The sequence below is a fragment of the Cryobacterium sp. Hh7 genome (genome assembly GCF_004403155.1).
Lineage (GTDB): Bacteria > Actinomycetota > Actinomycetes > Actinomycetales > Microbacteriaceae > Cryobacterium > Cryobacterium levicorallinum.
Map to the genome: position 1 here is coordinate 12,575 of NZ_SOHG01000040.1, position 20,420 is coordinate 32,994.

A 20,420-nucleotide genomic window follows, 5' to 3' on the forward strand; every position below is an offset into this window, starting at 1 on the left:
GGGTCGGGCCGCGGCATCCGCTCACCAGCGTTTACTCGCGCAGGGTCGCACCGAACCGGTCGGCCGCGAGAGCGACACCGGCCAGGCGCGCAGCGCTGGCTTCGGCAGCGGTCAGCGTGCGTTCCTCGCCGCGAAAACGCAGCGCGAAGGTGAGTGATTTCTGGCCGGGTTCGACTCCGGCACCGCGGTAGTCATCGACCAGTTCGATGCTCTCGAGCAGGTCACCGGCGCCCTCCGCCACGGCCGCACGCAGGTCAGCAGCCGGCACGGAGGCCGGCACGACGAGCGAGAGGTCCTGGGTGGCGGCGGGCATCGTGCGGATCGGCGTGACCGTATTGATCACTCCGGCCTGCGCGAAGACGAGCGCGAGGTTAATCTCTGCGACGGCGACGACTGCGGGCAGGTCGTAGTCGTCGGCTACCGCGGGCAAAAGTTCGCCGGCAAATCCGACCGACGCCGTGGCGGCGGTGCCCGGAGCAGCGACGAACAGTTCGGCGGTGCGCCCGGGGTGCATCGCCGGATGCCGACCCTGACGAACCTCGATGCGCACCCCGGTGGCCAGCGCCACCTGCTGCACGGCGGCCAGCGCCGACTGCCAGCCGGCGGCGACGGCAGCCTGACCCGGCTGGTGCCGCACGTCGTTGCCGATGAGAACGACGCCGACCAGAAGCGGCTGCGGCACAATTCCCGCGTTCAGCGCCGCCTCATCCTGCGTGCTCGGTCGTGCGGCCCCGGCGGGAAGCACAGCCATGCCGTAGCTCACCCCGGCCACGGGCCGAAAGACCAGGCCCTGCTCGTAGATGGCCACATCGACCAGCCCGCGAGAACGGTTGCGGTGCGCGATCTGCAGCATTCCGGGCAGGATCGAGGTGCGCAAGTACGGCGCCTCACCGTCGAGCGGGTTGGCGACCTTCATCTGGGGCACCGCGATCGGGGCAGCGGATGCCGCAGCACCGTCGGTGCTGTCAGCATCCGTCTGCGACGGCACGACGGCCACACCGAACAGGTTGTTCGCCTGCTCGGAGACGAACGGATAGGTCAGCACCTCACTGTGGCCGGTGGCGGCGAGGGTCTGCGCGACCGTGCGGCGCAGCGTCTGGGTGTGCGTCAGGCCGCGGCCGGGCGGCGCGACCGGCAGAACCGAAGGAATCTTGTCGTACCCGACAATGCGGGCGACCTCTTCGGCCAGGGTCCACTTGTCGGTGAGGTCGGGGCGCCAGGTCGGCGGAGTGACCTGCAGGTCGCCGTCGGCTTCCTCGAGGGAGGCACCGACGTCGACCAGGGCAGCACGCACCTCATCCCCGGTGTAGGCAAAGCCGATCAGACCCGACACGAATCCGGTCGGCAGCAGAATCGGCTGTGCGGCCGGCGCCTCGTTGTAAACCGACCCGAGGTCGTCGGCAACTCCCCCGGCAAGTTCCACCAGCAGCTGCACCACGCGGGCGGCGGCAACGGCAGCAACTTGCGGGTCGACGCCGCGTTCGAACCGCTTGCTCGCCTCGCTGGGCAGCTTGTGGCGGCGGGCCGAGCGCGCAATGGACACCGGGTCGAAGTTGGCGGCCTCGACGAGCACATTGACGGTCTCCGAGCTGATCTCGGTGTTCGCCCCGCCCATCACTCCGGCCAGGCCTATTGGCCCGGATTCGTCGGTGATCAGCAGATCTTCGATGTTGAGCGTGCGGGTGACGGCGTCGAGCGTGGTGAATTTCTCGCCGGCGGTCGCGCGTCGCACGATGATGCCGCCGGCCAGCTTGTCGAGGTCGTAGCCGTGCAGCGGCTGGCCGAGCTCGAACATCACGTAGTTGGTCACGTCGACTACGAGCGAGATCGAGCGGATGCCGACCAGCCCCAGCCGGGCGATCATCCAGGCCGGGGTTGGCCGGGTCGGATCGACGCCGCGCACGACGCGGGTCACGAACACCGTCGCACCGGTCCGGTCCCGAATCGGGGCCTGGTCGTCGATCGTGACCGGGAACCGAGTGACCGGGGCCACGACGGTGAGGGCGAGTGCGGGGTCCCGAAACGGTACGCCGGTCGCGTGCGAATATTCGCGGGCGACGCCGCGAATGGAGAAGGCGTAGCCGCGGTCAGGCGTCACGTTGATCTCGACGGCGCTGTCGTCCAGGCCCAGCAGGGGGATGGCATCCGTTCCCACCGGGGCGTCGATGCCGAGCGATGACAGCAGCAGAATGCCGTCGTGCTCGTCGCCAAGGCCGAGTTCACGGGCCGAGGCGATCATACCGTCGGAGACGTGGCCGTACGTTTTGCGGGCGGCGATCGGAAACGGTCCCGGCAGCGAGGCGCCGGGCAGGGTCACAACGACCTTGTCGCCGACGGCGAAGTTGTGCGCGCCACAGATGATGCCGTGCACCGCCGGGCCGCCGTCGGCGGCGAGTTCGCCCTCGGGGGCTACGCGCACCTGGCACCAGTTGATGGTCTTGCCGTTGCTCTGCTCTTCGCCGACGAATTCGAGTACCTCGCCGACCACGATCGGGCCGGACACCTCGAAGCGGTGGATCTCTTCTTCTTCGAGGCCGACACTGACGAGAGCGGCGTGCACGTCTTCCGGCGTCGTGCCGGGCGCGAGGTCGACGAATTCGCCGAGCCAGGACAGTGGTACCCGCATTAGATCGTCATCCCATACTGCTGGCTGAACCGGATATCGCCTTCGACCATGTCGTGCATGTCCTTTACGTCATTTCTAAACATCACTGCTCGTTCCACGCCGACGCCGAACGCGAACCCGGAGTACACCTCGGGGTCGATTCCGGCGGAGCGCAGCACGTTGGGGTGCACCATGCCACAGCCGCCCCACTCGATCCACCGCGCGCCGTCCTTGAAGGTCGGGTGCCAGACGTCGAGCTCGGCGCTCGGTTCGGTGAACGGAAAGTAGTTCGGGCGCAGGCGTACCTTGGCTTCGGGGCCGAACAAGGCCTGCACGAAGTGGTCGAGCGTGCCGCGCAGGTTCGCCATGGTGAGGCCCTTGTCGATGGCGATGCCCTCGATCTGGTGGAACACCGGCGTGTGCGTCGCGTCGAGTTCGTCGGTGCGAAACACCCGTCCAGGTGCGACGACGTACACCGGAAGCTCGCGGCTGAGCAACGCGCGCAGCTGCACGGGCGAGGTCTGCGTGCGCAAAACGAGGTGGGCATCCGTCGGTTCGACGAAGAAGGTGTCCTGCATGGCGCGGGCGGGGTGGTCTTCGTCGAAGTTGAGCCCGTCGAAGTTGAACCATTCGCTCTCGAGCTCCGGTCCTTCGGCTACTTCCCAGCCCATGGCCACAAACACGTCGGCGGCCCGTTCGGTCAGCAGTGAAATCGGATGCCGCGCCCCGGCCTTCCAAGCGGATGCCGCTGCCGTCACGTCCACCGTTTCGGCGAGCAGCCGGGCGGCGGCTTCAATCGCACCGATCTCGTCTTCGCGGGCGGTCAGCGTCTTGGTCACGGCGCCGCGGGCCTGGCCGACGAGCTTGCCGGCAGCGGCCTTCTGGTCGCCGGGCACGCTGCGCATGAGGGCATTGAGCTTCGACAGCGGAGAGGACTCCCCTGCGTGCTCGCTGCGTACGAGCTTCAGCGCGGCGGTCGTAACGGCTTCGGCGATGGCGGCCAGTGCGGCGTCAACCGCGGCGTTCACTGCCTCTTCGGTAATGGCGGGTGGGTCGATGGGACCAGCGGAATCAGACACAGTCCCTGAGTTTACCTGCCTCAGGCGCCCTGGCTTCTGCTCTGGGCACCCAGCGCGCGCGGGTCGGCCTGCACTGGGTCAATCGGAGATACCGAGTCGTCCTTGGTGACGCTGCCGGCCTGCGGGCCGGTGCGCTTGGCAATTCGGCGTGCCAGCCAGGACAGTGACAGGTTCATGGCCAGATAGATGGCGAGCACAATGAAGAAAAACGAGAATTTGTACTGCTCGCCGAAGAAATTGGCGAGCTGGTTGAGCCCGGCCCGAAGCAGTTCGTTGTAGCCCACGATGAAGGACAGCGACGTGTCCTTGAGTAGAACGACCAGCTGGGCGATGATGATCGGCAGCATCTGGCGAAAGGCCTGCGGGAACTCAATGCGGAACCGGGTGGCCACCGGGGTCAGGCCGATGGCGAGTCCAGCCTCGCGCTGCCCGCGCGGCAGGGCGTTGATCCCGGCGCGGAGCGCCTCACCGATGATGGCACCGTTATAGACAGACAGGGCAGCCACACCCGCCCAGAACGAACCGGTGGAGAACACCAGGAGGATGAACAGCATCATGAGCAGTACGGGCATGCCGCGGAAGAATTCGAGCAGCACCGTGGTGGGCACCCGGATCCAAGCGGATGCCGACAATCGCCCGAAGGAGAACAGCACTCCGATCACGAGTGCGAAGACGGCGGCGACCGCGGCCATGCGCAGCGTCGCAAGCGCGCCCAACCCGAGGGTACGCCAGACCAGCAGGTCATTGAAGACGTCCCAGCGGCTGATATCCCAGAGGCCGGGCTGCACCGCACCGTTGGCGCTGGTCTTGGGCAGGCCGAGCACCACAATCAGGGCGAGCAGGCCACCGGCCAGGATGATCGTGCCGACAACGGAGATGAGACGCGATCGCGCGCGGGACTTCGGTCCGGGGGCGTCGTACAGTACAGAACTCATCGGAGCACCGCCACCTTCTTCTCGATCCTGCCGGCGATCAGGCCAAGAGGAATGGTGATGACCAGGTAAAACGCTGCGACCGCGAGCAAAATCGGGATGACGGCATCACCACGGTCATTGGTCACCTTGCGAGCCGCGCCGAACAGTTCGAAGACGAAGAACGCACCGGCGACCGACGTGTTCTTGGTGAGAGCGATGAGCACATTGATCAGTGGCGGCACCACCATGCGGATGGCCTGGGGCATCACCACGAACGTGAGGGTCTGCCCGAAGGTGAGGCCCACACTGCGTGCTGCTTCGGCTTGCCCCACGTGCACGCCGTTGACGCCGGACCGAAGTGCCTCGGCGACGAAGGGCGAGGTGTAAACCGTGAGCCCGATGGCTGCCAGCTGGAAGTATCCGGGGCTGAACTCCAGAAGGGGCAGGAGGTAGGCGCAAAAGAACAGTACGAGCGTCAGCGGAGTATTGCGAACAAGTTCCGTGTAGGCGGTTGCGAACACACGGAAGGACGAGATCGGCGAGATGCGCATCGCTGCGACAACAAGCCCGATAACGGATGCGCCGACTCCGGCGATGAGAAGCAGGCCCAGGGTGTTCCGGAAGCCTTCCAGGAACAGCGGCAGGTTGTCGATGACTGCGTCCACAACTCACCTCCTCGTCTTTGTCTGTCTGTCTGTGGTCTATGCGTGGAACATGCTGATTTCGTCACCGTGGCGACCCGCCCCTGGGCGGATCGCCACGGCTCAATGCTGGTTAGCGCGAGCTAGCTAGCGATTAGCAGGGGTCGACCTAGTAGCGGTCGACGGCCGGCGGGGTGGGGGTGTCGAGCACGGTGCCGGCGGTGGATTCCCAAGCCGAGACCCAGCTTCCGTCCGCATACGCTTCTTCGAGCACGTCGTTGATGAAGTTGCGGAACTCGGTGTCGTCATGCGCGAGGCCGATGCCGTAGGGCTCTTCGGTGAATGCGTTGTTGACGACCTCGAACTGTCCGGCATTCTGGTCGGCCAGGCCGGCCAGAATCACGTTGTCGGTGGTCACTGCGGCGACCTCACCGCTGCGCAGCGGACCGAGGCAGTTGGAGTAGGTATCCGAGGCGATGATATCGGTCGTGTACTCGGCGATGTTCTTCTCCGAGGTGGAACCGCTCACGGTACACACCTTCTTGCCGGCGAGGTCTTCGGGGCCGGTGATCTTGTCGGGGTTGCCCGCGAGCACGAGCAGGTCCTGTCCGGCCGAGTAGTACGGTCCGGCGAAGGACACGACCTCTTTGCGGGTGTCGTTGATCGTGTAGGTCGCGATCACGAGGTCGACCTGGCCGTTCTCAATGAACGGCTCGCGGTTGGCCGAAACGGTCTCACTCCAGTTGATGCCCGATGCCGGGATGCCGAGCTTGGCCGCGATGAGCTTTCCCATCTCAACGTCGAAGCCGACGGGGTCGCCGCTGGGGCCGAGCAGGCCAAACAGCGGCTGGTCGAACTTTGTTCCGATGTTGATGGAACCGGCGTTGGCCAGGCGGGCCATGGTGCTTCCCTCGGGGAATGACACCGCGGTCTCCACGGGGGCGGCGTCGCCGGTGGGGGCTCCCGAGTCCGCGCAGCCACTGAGCACGAGCGCACTTGCGATCGCAATGGCCGAAATCACTAGACCTTTTTTGAGTCTCATGGTTTTTCTCCTGATTGCTGGTACTGCTGCTGTGTAAACCCTGTCCACCGATTAGTGGGCAAGTATTTTGGAGAGGAAGTCTTTCGCTCTCGTGCTTTGGGGGTTGGTGAAGAATTCCTCGGGCGTGGTCTCCTCCACGATCTCGCCCTCCGCCATGAAGATGACGCGGTCTGCGGCCTTGCGGGCGAAGCCCATCTCGTGCGTCACGACGATCATGGTCATACCGTCGTTGGCGAGGTCGACCATGACCTCGAGCACCTCATTGATCATCTCCGGGTCGAGGGCACTGGTCGGCTCGTCGAGAAGGATGACCTTCGGATCCATGGCCAGGGCACGCGCGATGGCGACGCGCTGTTGCTGGCCACCGGACAACTGTGCGGGCATCTTCTGCGCCTGGTTGGCTACTCCGACACGGTCGAGCAGTGCCATCGCCTTCGTCTCGGCATCCGCTTTCGACATGCCGCGCACCTTGATCGGTCCGAGCGTGACGTTCTCGAGCACGGTCTTGTGCGCAAACAGGTTGAAGGCCTGAAAGACCATGCCGACGTCCGCACGCAGGTGCGCCAGGGCTTTGCCCTCTTCCGGAAGCTTGACGCCATCGATGGTGATGACGCCGTCATCGATGGTCTCGAGGCGGTTGATGGCCCGGCAGAGCGTCGATTTTCCCGACCCACTCGGTCCGATCACGACGACCACCTCGCCGCGGTTGACCACGGCGTTGATGTTCTTGAGAACGTGCAGTTCTCCGTAGTGCTTGTTGATGTCCTTGACGACGACTAGCGGTTCGCCCCGACGAACGGTGATATTCGAGGTGGCCGGGGACGAATCTATTGGCTCCATACCCTCCAACTTAGAACAGATCACCGGATGAGGGGTGCCAAATTCCCGGACAGTAACGCATTTGTAACAGTCCAGGCATCGGTTGTCTGTGCTATGTAGCAGGTCTGCCGGCGGTCTCCGGCCGGGCACCAGCCGACCCCTCCAGCGGCTCGGCCGCCGCAGAAAAAGGGTCGGCTCGGCCATGCCCGAGCACACTCGCCCCGGGCATGCCGGATGCCCGGACGGAGCTGTCCGGGCATCGGGTTTTTGTGCGGAAGGGCAGGTCAGGCGCGCTGGGCGAACGCGCTTTCATACAGGCAAACGGATGCCGCGGTCGCCAGGTTCATCGACTCAGCCTCGCCGTAGATCGGCACGCTGACGCTGCGGTCGACCCGGGCGAGGTCTTCGTCGGTCAGGCCGCGGGCCTCGTTGCCGAACAGCCACACCGTCGGAGCGGCGAGCAGCCCCTCATTGCGGGCGGAAAGCAGGTCGGAACCCTTGATGTCGGCAGCGAACAGCTGCAGGCCGGCGGAGCGGGCACGGTCCAGCACGTCGGAGAGATCAGCCGCGATGGCGACGGGGAGGTGAAAAATGGAGCCGGTCGAGGAACGGATGACCTTGGGGTTGTACAGGTCAACGCTGCGACCGGTGAGGATGACGGCGTCCGCGCCAGCGGCATCCGCTGCCCGAATGATGGTGCCGGCGTTGCCGGGGTCGCGCACCTCTTCGAGAATGGCGACGAGCTTGGGGCCCGCGTTGAAGATCTTCTTGACCGAGGTGGGGAACTGGTGGCAGACAGCCACGAAGCCCTGCGGGGTGACCGTATCGGCCATGGCCTCGAGTACTTCTTCGGAGACGAACTCCACCTCGACCTGGGCGTCGACGGCCTTCTGGGCCAGATCGGTATAGCGATCGAGCGCGGTCGGCGTGGCGAACAGCTCTACGACGAGCTCTGGGCGAAAGGTGAGGGCTTCTGAGACGGCCTGCGGGCCTTCGAGTAGAAAGAGACCGGACTCGAGGCGCGCGTCGCGCTTGGCAAGTTTTGCGACGGCACGGACGCGCGGTGAACGTGGATTATCAAGCATGTGCCAAGTTTACTTGCAGAAAAGGAGCGGGCGACCAGGTCGCCCGCTCCTCACTGTGGAACTCTGACCGATTCACCACATTCACGCCCAGGAGGCAGCCGGTGGTGGTCAATCACGGTGAAGCATTACGCCTTGACGGCGACCTTCGGTGCCGACGTGTCGGCGGGAAGGGCTGCCTTGGCGCTCTCGACGAGGGCGGCGAACGTCGCTGCCTCGTTGACGGCCAGGTCGGCGAGGATACGACGGTCAACCTCGATGCCAGCCAGGCCGAGGCCCTGGATCAGACGGTTGTAGGTCAGGCCATTCGCGCGCGACGCAGCGTTGATCCGCTGGATCCACAGGCGACGGAAGTCACCCTTGCGTGCACGACGGTCACGGTAGCTGTAGGTGAAGGAGTGAGTGAGCTGCTCCTTCGCCTTGGTGACCAGGCGTGAACGCTGACCGCGGTAGCCCTTGGCGCGTTCGAGAATAACGCGGCGACTCTTGTGGGCGTTTACGGCCCTCTTTACTCTTGCCATTTTTTACAAATCCTTATTCGTTACGGGGGCCTGGTGTTACAGACCGAGAAGCTTCTTGATGACCTTCTGGTCTGACTTGGCCAGCACCTGGTCCTGGTTCAAACGGGACTTGCGCTGCGTGCTCTTGACTTCGAGGTTGTGACGAAGTCCGGCCTGCTGCTTCATGATCTTTCCGCTTCCGGTGACCTTGAAACGCTTCTTGGTTCCGGAGTGGGTCTTCATCTTAGGCATGTGGTTCCTCCTGTTTCGCTGCCTTGTCGGCAACCTTGTCTGCCTTATCGGCGACCTTGTCTGCCTTCTCGGCAGCCTTGTGGGCGTTGATCTCGGCCTTGGCTTCTGACTTGTTTTTCAACGGGCCAATCACCATGACCATGTTTCGACCGTCGATCATCGGAGTCGATTCCACGGAACCGTACTCGGCGACATCCTCGGCAAATTTTTGGAGCAGTCGTACGCCCTGATCAGGCCGGGACTGTTCACGGCCACGAAAAAGAATCATGGCCTTGACCTTGTCACCGCTCTTCAGGAAGCCTTCGGCGCGTTTGCGCTTGGTCTCGTAGTCGTGCGTATCAATCTTGAGACGGAAACGAACCTCTTTCAGGATCGTGTTCGCCTGGTTGCGCCTGGCCTCCTTGGCCTTCTGCGCAGCCTCGTACTTGAACTTGCCGTAGTCCATGATCTTGGCCACGGGCGGCTTGGCTTCGGGTGCAACTTCGACGAGGTCGAGGTCGGCATCCTGTGCCAGGCGCAGGGCAACATCAATCGCCACGACCCCGACCTGCTCGCCGTTGGGACCAACGAGACGAACTTCGGGGACGCGTATACGGTCATTTGTACGGGGATCGCTGATGCGTCTCTCCTCTTGGTTAACTTCGTGATCACAACCAGACAGCGGATGCCGCCTGGGGACGAAGAGAGGAAAATCACGCGATTTCCACGCCAACTTTTTCGTTGACGTGTTCCACACGGCACCCTGTCTACCCTCACGCTGCCATCTTCCCGAGGGAGGCGATAACGCGACGGCGGAGTGCAATCTACCCGGTAACCTTGATGAAGCGGTATGCGCGGGTGGGAGATTCTCCACTTTCGTACCGAGACTATTGTCCCGGAACCAAAGACGAGCATAGCAGAGGAATGCAGTGAGCCCTAGTTTTGAGCAAGATACGGATTTTGAGCAGGATGCAGCACAGGCCACGCGCGATATCGCTGATGTGGCCGCTGTGGAGATCATCACCACGGCCGCGGTGCACCTGATGAGTGCGGCCGCCGTCAAGTGCGGGCTCGCCGACGATCCCGATGCCCAGATCGACCTTGACGAGGCGCGCAAACTGATCACTGCTCTCGCCGGGCTGGTCACGGCTGCCGCTCCCGACATCTCCAGCCTTCATGCGGGTAGCCTGCGCGACGGGCTGCGCTCACTGCAGCTGGCGTTCCGCGAGGCGTCCGCCTTTCCCGACGCGATCGGCGAAGGCCCCGGCGAGAAGCTCACCGGCCCGGTCAACTGATTCCTCCCCTTACGAACGGATGCCGCCGGTCACCCGACCGACGGCATCCGTTCTGCGCAGCTTGAGTCAGGTCTGGCAGTGCGGGCACCAGAATGTATTGCGCTGCTCGACATCGCTGCGACCGAGAGTGCTGCGTTGAATGTGGGTTCCGCAGCGTCGGCACGCCTGACCGCCTCGCCCGTAGACCCAGGTCTGGGCGCCGCGGCGCAGGTTGCCGGTGGTCGTGCGTTCGTCGCGGTCTTTATTGGCCAGGAGCAGGCGCCGGGCCAGGGCGACGAGTCCGGGGACGTCGGTGACCTCGGCCAGGGGCCGGGTCGGCAATAGTCCGCGCAGAAAGCAGAGTTCGTTGACATAGACGTTGCCGAGCCCGGCGAGATTGCGCTGATCGGCGAGGGCCAGAATGACCGATTGTTCGGGCCGAGCAGCGAGGCGCGTGGCTGCCTCGGCGCTGTTGCCCGCACTCCATTCGGTGTCGAGCAGGTCGGGTCCGAGATAGCCGACCACCTCCGACTCGGCCCGGGTGGGAACCAGCTCCAGCACACCAAGCTCGAACCCGACCGCGACCCAGTCCAGGGTCTGCAGCACAATGCGCGCCTGGAACGCCGGCCGCTGCCACCGCGTGCCGGGCCGGTACAGGTGCCAGGCGCCCTCCATTTTCAGATGCGAGTGGATGCTCGTCTCGCCGACCCGGTGCAGCAGATGTTTGCCGCGACTGACGACCTCGTGCACGGTCTGGCCCGTGAGATCGACGGTCGCGAAGGCCGGCACGCGGATGTCGCAGCCGGTGAGAATACTGCCACGCAGCGCCTGGTCGAGGGTTCGGGCCGTGCGATAGACGGTATCGCCCTCAGGCACGAAGCCTCAGCCCTTTTGGAGTCTCGGTGAATCCCGCGGCGCGCAGAGCCGCACCCACCTCGGTGCCCATGACGAACACGCCGTTGGCCGTTTCGACCGCGATTTTCTGGATGCGACCCGTTGTGACCAGAGCAGCCAGGCTCGCCGTGGCGGCCGCGAGCGTGGCCTCATCCGTCTCGAAGGCGACCACGGTCTTGCCGCCGCGCTCGACGTAGAGCACGAGGGCGCCATCGACGAGAACGACGAGTGCACCCGCCTTCCGGCCCGGGCGATGGGTGGTGTCGCCGGGGAGCGCCGGCCACGGCAGGGCAGCACCGTACGCGTTCGCCGGGTCGGTCGCGGCCAAGGTCACCACGGCCGGATGCCCGACCGACGAGTCTGCTACCCCGGCGGCGAAGGTGCGCAGCCGGTCGATGGTGCCGCCGGTGGCGAACTGGGCAGCGCCGAGCCCCTCGATGAAGTAGCCGCGTCGGCAGCGCGCCATCTCCTCGAATCCGGTGAGCGTGCGGTAGACGAGGGAGAATCCGCCGATGACGTTCTCGGCCATGACCGCGCCGCGCGTCACGACTCCGTAGCGTTCGAGCAGGGTCTCCCCCAGGGCGTGCGCGCGGTGGGTCGGTGAGTCGTCGGCCACGGGCAGAATCGACCAGCGACCAGACACCGTCGGTGGTCCGCCGCGGCTCGCCAGGCTCGGCCGGGGCATCGACCGCCCGCGGTGCAGGCGTGCCCGGGGCACGGCCCGGCTCGGGCGATGCGCGGTGTGACCGCCGGAGAGAAGCGACCGGATCGGGGCGAAGGTGTCATTGGTGATCAGGCCGGCCCAGACCAGGTCCCACAGCGCATGCACCAATTCCTGGTCATTCTGGCTACCGACGGCATCGGCAAGTTGCCGAAAGAAGTAGGCACCATTACTGCCCAGGGTCGCCAGGATCTCCTGTTGCAGGGGCGTCGTTTCGACGTCGATCGGTACCGGCAGGGTGAGCTGGGCGGTTTCGGCGAGGTGCAGGCTCACCCAGCCGTCATTGCCGGCAAGCGTTCCCGCACCGGCCCAGAGAACCTCGCCCGCGTTGGTGAGTTCGTCGAGCATACCCGGACGGTAGTCGCTGACCCGGGCGGGCAGAATGAGCGTCTCCCACGCGGATGCCGGAATGCGCGCCCCCTCCAGCTGCTCAACAACGGATGCGACTCCGTCGATTCCGCGCAGCTTTCCGCCCACGTGCTGCCAGGCCGGCAGAAACCGGCCGATCGCCCGTTGGTCGACCGGTTCGACCTCGTGCCGGAGCGCGGCGAGGGAACGGCGGCGGAGCCGCCGCAGCACCTCGGCGTCACACCATTCCAGGCCGCTGCCGTTGGGTCGAAACTCTCCGGCCACGATGCGTCGGGCATCGGCGAGTCGGCCGAGGGCGATTTGGACGACGGCCGTACCGAGACCAAACCGGTCGGCGACGGCATTCGTTGTGAAGGGCCCGTGGGAACGTGCATACCGGCTCACCAGATCACCGAGCGGATCAGGCGCGGATTCGGTGAAGGCGGCGGGAACGCCGATCGGCAGGGGAACGCCGAGGGCATCGCGCAACCGGCTGGCGTCTTCGACCGCCGCCCAGCGATCCTCACCGCCGACGTTGACCCGGATGGCGCGGCGGGCATCAACGAGAGCGAGCAGGGCCTGCTCTGCCCCCATCGCACCGGGCACGTGCGGCGATTCGGGCGCGGGCAGGAGCATCCGCTCGGCGACCTCGCTGGTGTTGAGCGGCCCCAGGGTACGCAGCAGGTCCGCGACACCCTCAACGCCCTTGGCCCGGTAGTCGGGGGTGAGCCGCTGCAGTTCCCGGTCGGTCTGGTCGATGACGGCTGGGTCGAGCAGCTCCCGCAGCTCGACCCGACCCAGGAGTTCGGCGAGCAGGCTCGAGTCGATCGCGAGGGCGGTCGCCCGCCGCTCGGCCAGCGGGGTGTCGCCCTCATACATGAAGGCGGCGACGTAACCGAACAACAGGGTACTCGCGAACGGGCTCGCGGTGTCGGTCGTGATTTCGATCAGGCGCAGTTCGCGCGAGGCGATCTGTCGGGCCAGCACCCCGAGGGCCGGCAGGTCGTAGACGTCTTGCAGGCATTCCCGCAGGGTTTCGAGAATGATCGGAAAAGTGGGGAAGGTGCGGGCCACGTCGAGCAGTTGCGCCGCCTTCTGGCGTTGCTGCCAGAGCGGTGAGCGCGCCCCGGGCTTGTAGCGGGGCAGAAGCAGGGCTCGGGCGGCGCACTCGCGAAACCGGGACGCGAACAGAGCCGAGCCACCAACCTCGTCGGTGACCAGTTGCTCGAGCTCGTCGGGGTCGAACACGAACAGTTCGCTGCCGGGCGGCTCGGTTTCGGTGTCGGGAATGCGTACGACGATGCCGTCGTCACTTGCCACGCAGGAGCCGTCGATTCCATAGCGTTCGCGCACGCGGGCACCGACCGCGAGTGCCCACGGCGCGTTTACCGGGGTGCCATACGGGGAATGCAACACGACCCGCCAGTCCCCCAGCTCGTCCCGAAAGCGTTCGACCACGAGCGTGCGGTCGGTCGGCAGTTGCCCGGTGGCAGCGCGTTGCTCGCCGAGAAAGGCCAGCAGGTTAGTGATCGCCCGGTCGTCGAGGCCACCCACGGCGCAGCGGTCCCTGGCTTGGTCGGCCGGCAGGCTGCCGACCTCGCGCACGAAGGCACCGATGGCCTGGCCCAGTTCGGCCGGGCGGCCCAGCCCGTCGCCCTTCCAGAACGGCAGCCTCCCGGGCTGCCCAAACGCCGGCACGACGAGCACTCGGTCGTGCGTGATCTCCTGAATGCGCCAGCTCGTGGTGCCGAGCGCGAAGACATCATTCACGCGGGACTCGTAGACCATCTCCTCGTCGAGTTCACCGACCCGCTTGCCGGTGATCTGCTCTCCGCCGACCATGAAGACGCCAAATAGACCGCGGTCAGGAATGGTGCCGCCACTGGTGACGGCCAGCCGTTGCGCGCCGGGGCGGCCGGTGAGGGTGCCGGCGTCGCGATCCCAGACGATGCGCGGGCGCAGTTCTGCGAACTGGTCGGAGGGATACCGACCGGCCAGCAGGTCGAGGGTGGCCTCGTAGGCGGAGCGGGGCAGGGTTACGAAGGGTGCACTGCGCCGCACGGTGTCGAACCAGGTCTCGACGTCGATTGGTTCAAGCGCGCAGGCCGCGACCGTCTGCTGGGCCAGGATATCGAGCGGATTGGTCGGCACCCGCAGCGATTCGATGGCACCGGCGACCATGCGTTCGGCGGCGACCGCGGCGTGGATGAGGTCGGCCCGATGTTTGGGGTAGATGACCCCGCGCGAAATCTCACCCACCTGGTGCCCGGCCCGGCCGAGCCGTTGCAGCCCGCTCGACACCGACGGCGGTGACTCCACTTGCACGACCAAGTCGACGGCGCCCATATCAATGCCGAGTTCAAGGCTCGACGTGGCGACGACACAGCGCAGCCGCCCCGATTTCAGGTCGTCTTCAATGAGCGCGCGCTGCTCTTTGCTGACCGAACCGTGATGCGCGCGAGCGAGCAGCGGTTCGGCCCCCGCACTCTCGCCGCTCGCGCCCATGAGCTCGGCTGGCGGTCTGGCAGGCGCGGGGCTGCCCACCGCCCGGGCGTCCCCCTGCGACACCGTCACGAGAGCGGATGCCTCCTCCCCGGCCAGGCGCTCGGCATAGATTTCATTGAACCGGGCCGTGAGCCGTTCGGTGAGGCGGCGCGAGTTTGCGAACACGATGCTGGAGGAGTGTGCAAGCACCTCGTCGACGATGGCCTCCTCGACGTGGGGCCAGATCGACCCGGTCTGCGGCGCCGAAGCTGACGTGACTCCTTCGCGTTGCGGCACCGGACCGAGGTCGCTCATGTCGTCCACCGGTACGACCACCCGCAGGTCGAACCGTTTCAGCGCGGGCGGAGCCACGATCTGCACGGGTGCGGCGCCGCCGAGAAATCGGGCCACCTCGCTCTGCGGCCGCACCGTGGCGGAGAGCCCGATACGTTGCGCCGGCCGGCTCAGCAGGGCGTCGAGTCGCTCGAGGGAGACGGCCAGGTGTGCACCGCGTTTGCTCGCCGCGACCGCGTGCACCTCATCGATGATGACGGTCTGCACGCCGCGCAGCGATTCGCGGGCGGCCGAGGTCAGCATGAGAAACAACGACTCCGGGGTGGTGATAAGAATGTCGGGCGGCGAGGTGACCAGTTTGCGCCGGTCGGCGGCCGGAGTGTCTCCCGAGCGCACGCCAACCGTGACGCGCGGCGGCTCCAGGCCGAGCCGCTGGGCCGAACGGGTGATTCCCACGAGCGGAGCGGTGAGGTTGCGTTCCACATCGACGCCGAGTGCTTTGAGCGGCGAGATATACAGCACGCGAGTGATGGGCGTGGAAGCGGCGGGCACGCGAGTGATGGGCGTGGAAGCGGCGGGCACGCGAGTGATGGGCGTGGAAGCGGCGGGCACGCGAGTGATGGGCGTGGAAGCGGCGGGCACGCGAGTGATGGGCGTGGAAGCGGCGGGCACGCCCGGTGCGGCCGGTGCGGCCGACTCGGTGGCCAGCCGGTCAATGGCCCACAGGAACGCGGCGAGGGTCTTGCCCGACCCGGTCGGAGCCACCACAAGGGCGTGCGAACCCAACGAAATGGCCTCCCATGCTCCCAGCTGCGCTGCTGTCGGTGCCGCGAAAGCCTCGGTGAACCAGGCCCGAGCGGCCGGGGAGAATCGTTCCAGAACGTCGCTCATACCGTTATTGTCGCTCACCCCACCGACATTCGGATTTCACCCGGAAACCTACGCGGAGGCGACGAGCTTGACGCGCAGCGAATCCACGCCGGTCGTGATGATCTCGCTCTCCGACCACCGGGTGCCGAGGCGGCTCAGAATCGCGTCAAGGTCCGACTGGGTGAGGCCGTCGACCAATTCCAGTTGGACCACGAGTTCGGGACCTTTGAGCTGCGCCAGCGGGTCGCCCGCCATGAGCTGAACCGAGAGCACCGAGAGTTCCGTGGCGATTGATGCGGTGAAAGCGTCGGCGATGAAGTGGCTCGCGTAACTCGGAGTCCACGGCAGCGACTGGGCGATCGCCCAAAGCGCCGGTCGCCGAATGATGAATTCCCCGGGGGATGTCGGGTCGAGCACGACGAGGTCGGTGTCTTCCTGCGCGGCGGCCAGGGCGACGCGCACGGCATCCGCTGGTACGGGCCTTGCGAGGGGGTTCCACGCCGCCATGGCAGCGGTCGACGAGAAGACTGGGAGCACGGTACGGCCGTCCGGCCCTTCAACCGTGATGATCGATAGTTCCTGGGTTTTATCGATGGTCTGCCCGCGCGCGTTCACGGCGGCCTCGCCGAGCTTGGTCACCAGCGGAATGAGCAGGCGAGATCCGCGAATAGCATCGATGACGCTTTCTTCGCCGGCCTCTCGAGCTTGAAAACGGGCAAGCGCCGCGGCAAGGGCGGCGGGCGCGGCCCCGTCATCACCGGCGTCGAGGTTGGCCTCGAATTCCCGTCCGGCCCACGGCTGGCCGGCCGAGTCGGCCGTGTTGGCTGACTCATTCCCGTCGCCAGGTCGTCCTGAGCCCGGCTGCCCCGAGGGGTCTCCCGTTGAGCCGAGGTTTCGCGCCCGAGCCATTAGTCCCCCGCGACGTCCAGGGCCTCGGCCAGCGTGAACGCGCCGGCGTAGAGCGCCTTGCCCACGATGGCACCCTCAAGCCCCAGCGGCACAAGCTTGCGCAACGCTTGAATGTCATCAAGGCTCGAAATGCCGCCGGAGGCAATGACCGGCTTGCGCGTGCGGTCGAGTACCTGACGCAGCAGGTCAATGTTCGGGCCCTGCAGAGTGCCGTCCTTGGTGACGTCGGTCACCACATAGCGGGCACACCCGGCTGTTTCGAGCCGTTCGAGGACCTGCCAGAGGTCCCCGCCATCTTTGGTCCAGCCACGCGCGGCCAGGGTGGTTCCGCGTACATCAAGGCCAACGGCAACGGCCTCACCGTATTGTGCGATGACGCTCGCCGCCCACTCCGGGTTTTCCAGCGCTGCGGTGCCGAGGTTGATGCGTTTAACGCCGGTGGTCAGTGCCGCTTCGAGCGATTCGTCATCGCGGATACCGCCGGAGAGCTCGATGTTCACGCCCTTGACCTGACGAATGACCTTCTTGATCACACCCGTGTTGCTGCCACGGCCGAAGGCCGCGTCGAGGTCGACGAGGTGAATCCACTCAGCACCTTGCCTGGCCCAGTCGGCCGCGGCGTCGACGGGGTCACCGTAGTTCGTTTCCGTGCCGGCCTCGCCCTGGGTCAGGCGAACCGCCTTGCCGCCGGCCACATCGACGGCGGGCAGGAGGACGAGCCTCGGTGTCTTGTTGAACTCACTCATTGGTGTCCTTGATTGGTGCGGTCGCGCTGTGCGACCAATTGCAGGGGCTGTGGCTGTGATGCGGATGGGACTGTGAAGTCTAGGCTCGCCGGGCTAACTGTGCAGCGTGCCGATCCAGTTCTTCAACAAGCGGATGCCTGCCTCCCCCGATTTCTCCGGGTGAAACTGGGTGGCGCTGAGCGGTCCGTTCTCGATCGCGGCCAGGAACGGCGCCCCATGATCGGCCCAGGTCAGCCGGGGCTCTGGGAACGGCGGCATGACCTCAAGCGTCCAGGATTGCGCGGCATAGGAGTGCACGAAGTAGAACCGCTCGTCTTCGATGCCTCGGAACAATTCAGAGTTCGGTGCGCTCGTGACGGTGTTCCAGCCCGTGTGCGGAAGGATCTTCGCGGGAAGCTCGGTGACCGTTCCCGGCCATTCGCCGAGCCCCTCGGTGTCCACGCCACGTTCCACTCCATGCTCGAACATGACCTGCATGCCGACGCAAATTCCGAGCACCGGGCGGCCGCCGGCCAGACGACGGTCGACGATGTCGTCACCGCGAACGGACTTGAGCGCTGCCATCACGGCGCTGAACGCTCCAACTCCGGGCACGACGAGACCGTCGGCCTCCAATGCAGTCGTGCGGTCGCTCGTGAGGGTGACCTCGGCGCCGGCCAACTCGAGCGCCTTGACCGCGGAGTGCACGTTTCCGGTTCCGTAGTCGAAGACGACAACCTTCGTCATAGGGCTCCCTTGGTCGACGGAATACCGTGCACCAGCGGATCGAGGGCCTTGGCGAGTCGGAAGGCGCGGGCGAAGGCCTTGAATTCAGCCTCGGCAATGTGGTGCGGATCGCGCCCGCCAAGCAGGGTCACGTGCACGGTCAGGCAGGCGTGAAAAGTAATCGCTTCGAAGACGTGACGCACCATGGAGCCGGTAAAATGTCCGCCGATGAGGTGAAATTCAAAACCGGCCGGTTCGCCCGTGTGCACGAGGTAGGGGCGGCCGGAGATGTCGACCACGGCCTGGGCCAGCGCCTCGTCGAGGGGCACGAGAGCGTCACCGTAACGGGAGATGCCCGATTTGTCACCAAGGGACTGACGAATGGCCTGACCGAGCACGATTCCGACGTCTTCGATGGTGTGGTGCACGTCGATTTCGATGTCGCCGGAGGCGCGCACCGTGAGGTCGGTCAGGGAGTGTTTGGCGAACGCCGTCAGCAGGTGGTCGAAGAACGGAACCGAGGTACGGATGTCACTGACGCCGGTGCCATCAAGGTTCAGAGACAGGTCGATGCTGGATTCACTCGTCTCCCGTTGCAGGTGTGCGACGCGGGGTGCGGGAATGTCAGCAGGTGAGCTCATGGACCTAGTTTATTCGGCTTGGGCGGGCGCAATTTGACCGGGGCCACCACTGCGACCAAGTCGGGCGATGGCGTCGAGGAACAGGGTCGTCTCCTGTTCGGTGCCGGCGGTCACGCGCAGGTGGTGGGCGATGCCCACATCGCGAATGAGAATTCCCTCAGCCAGCAGCGCCTCGAAGGTCTCGTGCGGGTCGGCTACTCCCCCGAACAGTACGAAGTTGCTCCAGCTGCGGTGCGGGGCATAGCCCAGGCCCGCAAGCTCGACAACGAGTCGATCGCGCTGCCCACGAATGTCATCGACCATCGCGAGCATCTCGACGCTGTGCGCCAGGGCCGCGTTTGCGGCCGCCTGGGTCAGGGCCGAGAGGTGGTACGGCAAGCGAACCAGACGCAGGGCATCCGTTACGGCCGGATCGGCAGCCAGGTAGCCCACACGGGCACCGGCGAACGCGAAGGCCTTGCTCATCGTTCGGGAGACGAGCAGGCGTTCCCGGCCAGGCAGCAGGGTGAGCGCGCTCGGGGTGCCGACCGGAGCGAATTCGGCGTAGGCCTCATCGACCACGACGATGCCGTCGGTCGCGTCATAGGCAGCGGCGATGGTCTCGAGGGAGAGCGGCGTACCGGTGGGGTTGTTCGGCGAGCAGAGAAAGACGATATCGGGCTTGGTACGCGTGATCTCGCTCACGGCGGTCGCTGGCGACAGCTCGTAGTCAGCGTCGCGGGCACCGGCAATCCAGGTGGTGTCGGTTCCCGACGCGAGGATCGAGTACATCGAGTAGGTCGGGGCAAAGCCCAGCAGGCTGCGTCCCGGTCCGCCGAAAGCCTGCAGCACTTGTTGCAGCACCTCGTTGGAGCCGTTGGCCGCCCAGATATTCTCGGCGGTCAGTCCTTCGCCGAGGTAGCGGGCGAGCGCCTCGCGCAGGGCGGTGAACTCTCGATCGGGATACCGATTCACCGAGCGGATGGCCTCGGCCAGGCCGGCGAGGATGTCGCGGGCCACCGCTTCAGGAATGGGGTGCGTGTTCTCGTTCACGTTCAGGGCCACTGGAACATGCAGTTGCGGAGCACCGTAGGGCGTCAGGCCGTGCAGGTTGGTGCGGAGGGGAAGATCTTCGAGACTGGTCACCCTCTCCATGCTAGGGCCCCGTACTGCTGCCCATCACTACTTAGGAGTTGGCGGGGATTTCCAGGCGCTGGCCCGGCTGCAGCGTTTCCACCGACAGGGCGTTGATGCGCTTGATATCGGCGACAACGTCGCGCGGGTCGGCGGCGGGAAAGTTCTCTTCAGCAAGGTTCCAGAGAGTTTGGCCGGGTTCGACCGTGATGAATCGGGCTGAACCGACGTCGGTCGGTGAATAGGCCAACGTGGCCACGATGCCGGAGTCGGTTGTGTACGACACGAGATCGATGCCGGTGGCGGCCCCAGAGGCGCCCACCGCTCCCCCATTGACGGCAAATACAAGGGCGCCCAGAACGACCGGCAATGCGGCGAGCGTGGTGAAGACGACTCGCCCACGCCGGGTGAGGCGAAGACGTGTGACGGGCGGGAGAGAAACTGCGGGAGCAAATGCTGTGGTCATGTCAAACCTCCAAGGTAGGCGGGCTGCGAGTCTCGTATTCGG

19 protein-coding genes are annotated in these 20,420 nt (G+C 65.8%); 1 reads left to right on the forward strand and 18 read right to left on the reverse strand.

Annotated features, from left to right (window positions below):
• Positions 1-31: 31 nt before the first annotated feature.
• The 10 genes from pheT to infC all read right to left on the reverse strand — a co-directional run bounded on the left by pheT (position 32) and on the right by infC (position 9,553).
• On the reverse strand, positions 32-2,626 hold the full coding sequence (gene pheT / locus E3T43_RS11590) for a phenylalanine--tRNA ligase subunit beta (protein ID WP_134442398.1): 2,595 nt from the start codon (positions 2,624-2,626) through the stop codon (positions 32-34).
• On the reverse strand, positions 2,626-3,684 hold the full coding sequence (gene pheS / locus E3T43_RS11595; RefSeq protein ID WP_134442400.1) for a phenylalanine--tRNA ligase subunit alpha: 1,059 nt from the start codon (positions 3,682-3,684) through the stop codon (positions 2,626-2,628). Before pheS ends, pheT begins: the two co-directional genes overlap by 1 nt.
• A 20-nt stretch (positions 3,685-3,704) precedes the next feature.
• Positions 3,705-4,619 carry an amino acid ABC transporter permease gene (locus tag E3T43_RS11600; protein WP_134442402.1) on the reverse strand — a complete coding sequence of 305 codons (915 nt, stop codon included), beginning with the start codon at positions 4,617-4,619 and terminating at the stop codon, positions 3,705-3,707.
• Entirely contained in the window at positions 4,616-5,263 is a 648-nt protein-coding gene (locus tag E3T43_RS11605) for an amino acid ABC transporter permease (protein ID WP_134343670.1), read from the reverse strand. The genes E3T43_RS11600 and E3T43_RS11605 overlap by 4 nt, the downstream gene beginning before the upstream one ends.
• Positions 5,264-5,408: 145 nt before the next feature.
• Positions 5,409-6,281, reverse strand: coding sequence for a glutamate ABC transporter substrate-binding protein (locus E3T43_RS11610; protein ID WP_134472568.1), 873 nt, complete (start codon positions 6,279-6,281; stop codon positions 5,409-5,411).
• 51 nt (positions 6,282-6,332) lie between these two features.
• Entirely contained in the window at positions 6,333-7,121 is a 789-nt protein-coding gene (locus E3T43_RS11615) for an amino acid ABC transporter ATP-binding protein (protein WP_134442406.1), read from the reverse strand.
• Between the two features lie 263 nt (positions 7,122-7,384).
• Positions 7,385-8,185 carry an RNA methyltransferase gene (locus E3T43_RS11620; RefSeq protein ID WP_092449846.1) on the reverse strand — a complete coding sequence of 267 codons (801 nt, stop codon included), beginning with the start codon at positions 8,183-8,185 and terminating at the stop codon, positions 7,385-7,387.
• A 125-nt stretch (positions 8,186-8,310) separates the two neighbouring features.
• A complete protein-coding gene (rplT, locus tag E3T43_RS11625) occupies positions 8,311-8,703 on the reverse strand; it encodes a 50S ribosomal protein L20 (protein ID WP_092449848.1) in 393 nt (130 codons plus the stop codon).
• Positions 8,704-8,739: 36 nt separating this feature from the next.
• Positions 8,740-8,934, reverse strand: a complete 195-nt coding sequence (rpmI, locus tag E3T43_RS11630) for a 50S ribosomal protein L35 (protein ID WP_092341054.1) — start codon at positions 8,932-8,934, stop codon at positions 8,740-8,742.
• Positions 8,927-9,553, reverse strand: coding sequence for a translation initiation factor IF-3 (gene infC, locus E3T43_RS11635; RefSeq protein ID WP_104127223.1), 627 nt, complete (start codon positions 9,551-9,553; stop codon positions 8,927-8,929). The genes rpmI and infC overlap by 8 nt, the downstream gene beginning before the upstream one ends.
• A 289-nt stretch (positions 9,554-9,842) precedes the next feature.
• Here infC and E3T43_RS11640 point away from each other — a divergent pair, with 289 nt between their 5' ends.
• Positions 9,843-10,208 carry a DUF1844 domain-containing protein gene (locus tag E3T43_RS11640; RefSeq protein ID WP_104132443.1) on the forward strand — a complete coding sequence of 122 codons (366 nt, stop codon included), beginning with the start codon at positions 9,843-9,845 and terminating at the stop codon, positions 10,206-10,208.
• 66 nt (positions 10,209-10,274) lie between these two features.
• Here the strand turns inward: E3T43_RS11640 and E3T43_RS11645 are convergent, their stop codons facing one another.
• The 8 genes from E3T43_RS11645 to E3T43_RS11680 all read right to left on the reverse strand — a co-directional run bounded on the left by E3T43_RS11645 (position 10,275) and on the right by E3T43_RS11680 (position 20,378).
• Positions 10,275-11,063: a DNA-formamidopyrimidine glycosylase family protein gene (locus tag E3T43_RS11645; protein WP_134442407.1), complete on the reverse strand. Its 789-nt coding sequence runs from the start codon at positions 11,061-11,063 to the stop codon at positions 10,275-10,277.
• Entirely contained in the window at positions 11,056-15,819 is a 4,764-nt protein-coding gene (locus E3T43_RS11650; protein ID WP_134472569.1) for an ATP-dependent helicase, read from the reverse strand. Before E3T43_RS11650 ends, E3T43_RS11645 begins: the two co-directional genes overlap by 8 nt.
• A 48-nt stretch (positions 15,820-15,867) precedes the next feature.
• Positions 15,868-16,707, reverse strand: coding sequence for an SseB family protein (locus E3T43_RS11655; protein WP_134442411.1), 840 nt, complete (start codon positions 16,705-16,707; stop codon positions 15,868-15,870).
• Complete coding sequence (gene priA, locus E3T43_RS11660; RefSeq protein ID WP_092449858.1) at positions 16,707-17,453, reverse strand: bifunctional 1-(5-phosphoribosyl)-5-((5-phosphoribosylamino)methylideneamino)imidazole-4-carboxamide isomerase/phosphoribosylanthranilate isomerase PriA; 747 nt, start codon at positions 17,451-17,453, stop codon at positions 16,707-16,709. Before priA ends, E3T43_RS11655 begins: the two co-directional genes overlap by 1 nt.
• Before the next feature lie 93 nt (positions 17,454-17,546).
• Positions 17,547-18,179 (reverse strand): imidazole glycerol phosphate synthase subunit HisH, encoded by a 633-nt coding sequence (hisH, locus tag E3T43_RS11665; RefSeq protein ID WP_134472570.1) that lies wholly within the window; start codon positions 18,177-18,179, stop codon positions 17,547-17,549.
• Positions 18,176-18,799 carry an imidazoleglycerol-phosphate dehydratase HisB gene (gene hisB, locus E3T43_RS11670; protein WP_134442414.1) on the reverse strand — a complete coding sequence of 208 codons (624 nt, stop codon included), beginning with the start codon at positions 18,797-18,799 and terminating at the stop codon, positions 18,176-18,178. Before hisB ends, hisH begins: the two co-directional genes overlap by 4 nt.
• 9 nt (positions 18,800-18,808) lie before the next feature.
• Entirely contained in the window at positions 18,809-19,933 is a 1,125-nt protein-coding gene (locus E3T43_RS11675; RefSeq protein ID WP_134442416.1) for a histidinol-phosphate transaminase, read from the reverse strand.
• A 31-nt stretch (positions 19,934-19,964) separates the two neighbouring features.
• A complete protein-coding gene (locus E3T43_RS11680; protein WP_134442418.1) occupies positions 19,965-20,378 on the reverse strand; it encodes a LysM peptidoglycan-binding domain-containing protein in 414 nt (137 codons plus the stop codon).
• Positions 20,379-20,420 lie beyond the last annotated feature (42 nt).

Coding starts and splice junctions, on each gene's coding strand:
- pheT (WP_134442398.1), bottom strand. CDS start 2,626: ATGCGGGTACCACTGTCCTGGCTCGGCGAATTCGTCGACCTCGCGCCC.
- E3T43_RS11600 (WP_134442402.1), bottom strand. CDS start 4,619: ATGAGTTCTGTACTGTACGACGCCCCCGGACCGAAGTCCCGCGCGCGA.
- E3T43_RS11610 (WP_134472568.1), bottom strand. CDS start 6,281: ATGAGACTCAAAAAAGGTCTAGTGATTTCGGCCATTGCGATCGCAAGT.
- E3T43_RS11615 (WP_134442406.1), bottom strand. CDS start 7,121: ATGGAGCCAATAGATTCGTCCCCGGCCACCTCGAATATCACCGTTCGT.
- E3T43_RS11620 (WP_092449846.1), bottom strand. CDS start 8,185: ATGCTTGATAATCCACGTTCACCGCGCGTCCGTGCCGTCGCAAAACTT.
- rplT (WP_092449848.1), bottom strand. CDS start 8,703: ATGGCAAGAGTAAAGAGGGCCGTAAACGCCCACAAGAGTCGCCGCGTT.
- rpmI (WP_092341054.1), bottom strand. CDS start 8,934: ATGCCTAAGATGAAGACCCACTCCGGAACCAAGAAGCGTTTCAAGGTC.
- E3T43_RS11650 (WP_134472569.1), bottom strand. CDS start 15,819: ATGAGCGACGTTCTGGAACGATTCTCCCCGGCCGCTCGGGCCTGGTTC.
- E3T43_RS11655 (WP_134442411.1), bottom strand. CDS start 16,707: ATGGCTCGGGCGCGAAACCTCGGCTCAACGGGAGACCCCTCGGGGCAG.
- priA (WP_092449858.1), bottom strand. CDS start 17,453: ATGAGTGAGTTCAACAAGACACCGAGGCTCGTCCTCCTGCCCGCCGTC.
- hisH (WP_134472570.1), bottom strand. CDS start 18,179: ATGACGAAGGTTGTCGTCTTCGACTACGGAACCGGAAACGTGCACTCC.
- hisB (WP_134442414.1), bottom strand. CDS start 18,799: ATGAGCTCACCTGCTGACATTCCCGCACCCCGCGTCGCACACCTGCAA.
- E3T43_RS11675 (WP_134442416.1), bottom strand. CDS start 19,933: ATGGAGAGGGTGACCAGTCTCGAAGATCTTCCCCTCCGCACCAACCTG.
- E3T43_RS11680 (WP_134442418.1), bottom strand. CDS start 20,378: ATGACCACAGCATTTGCTCCCGCAGTTTCTCTCCCGCCCGTCACACGT.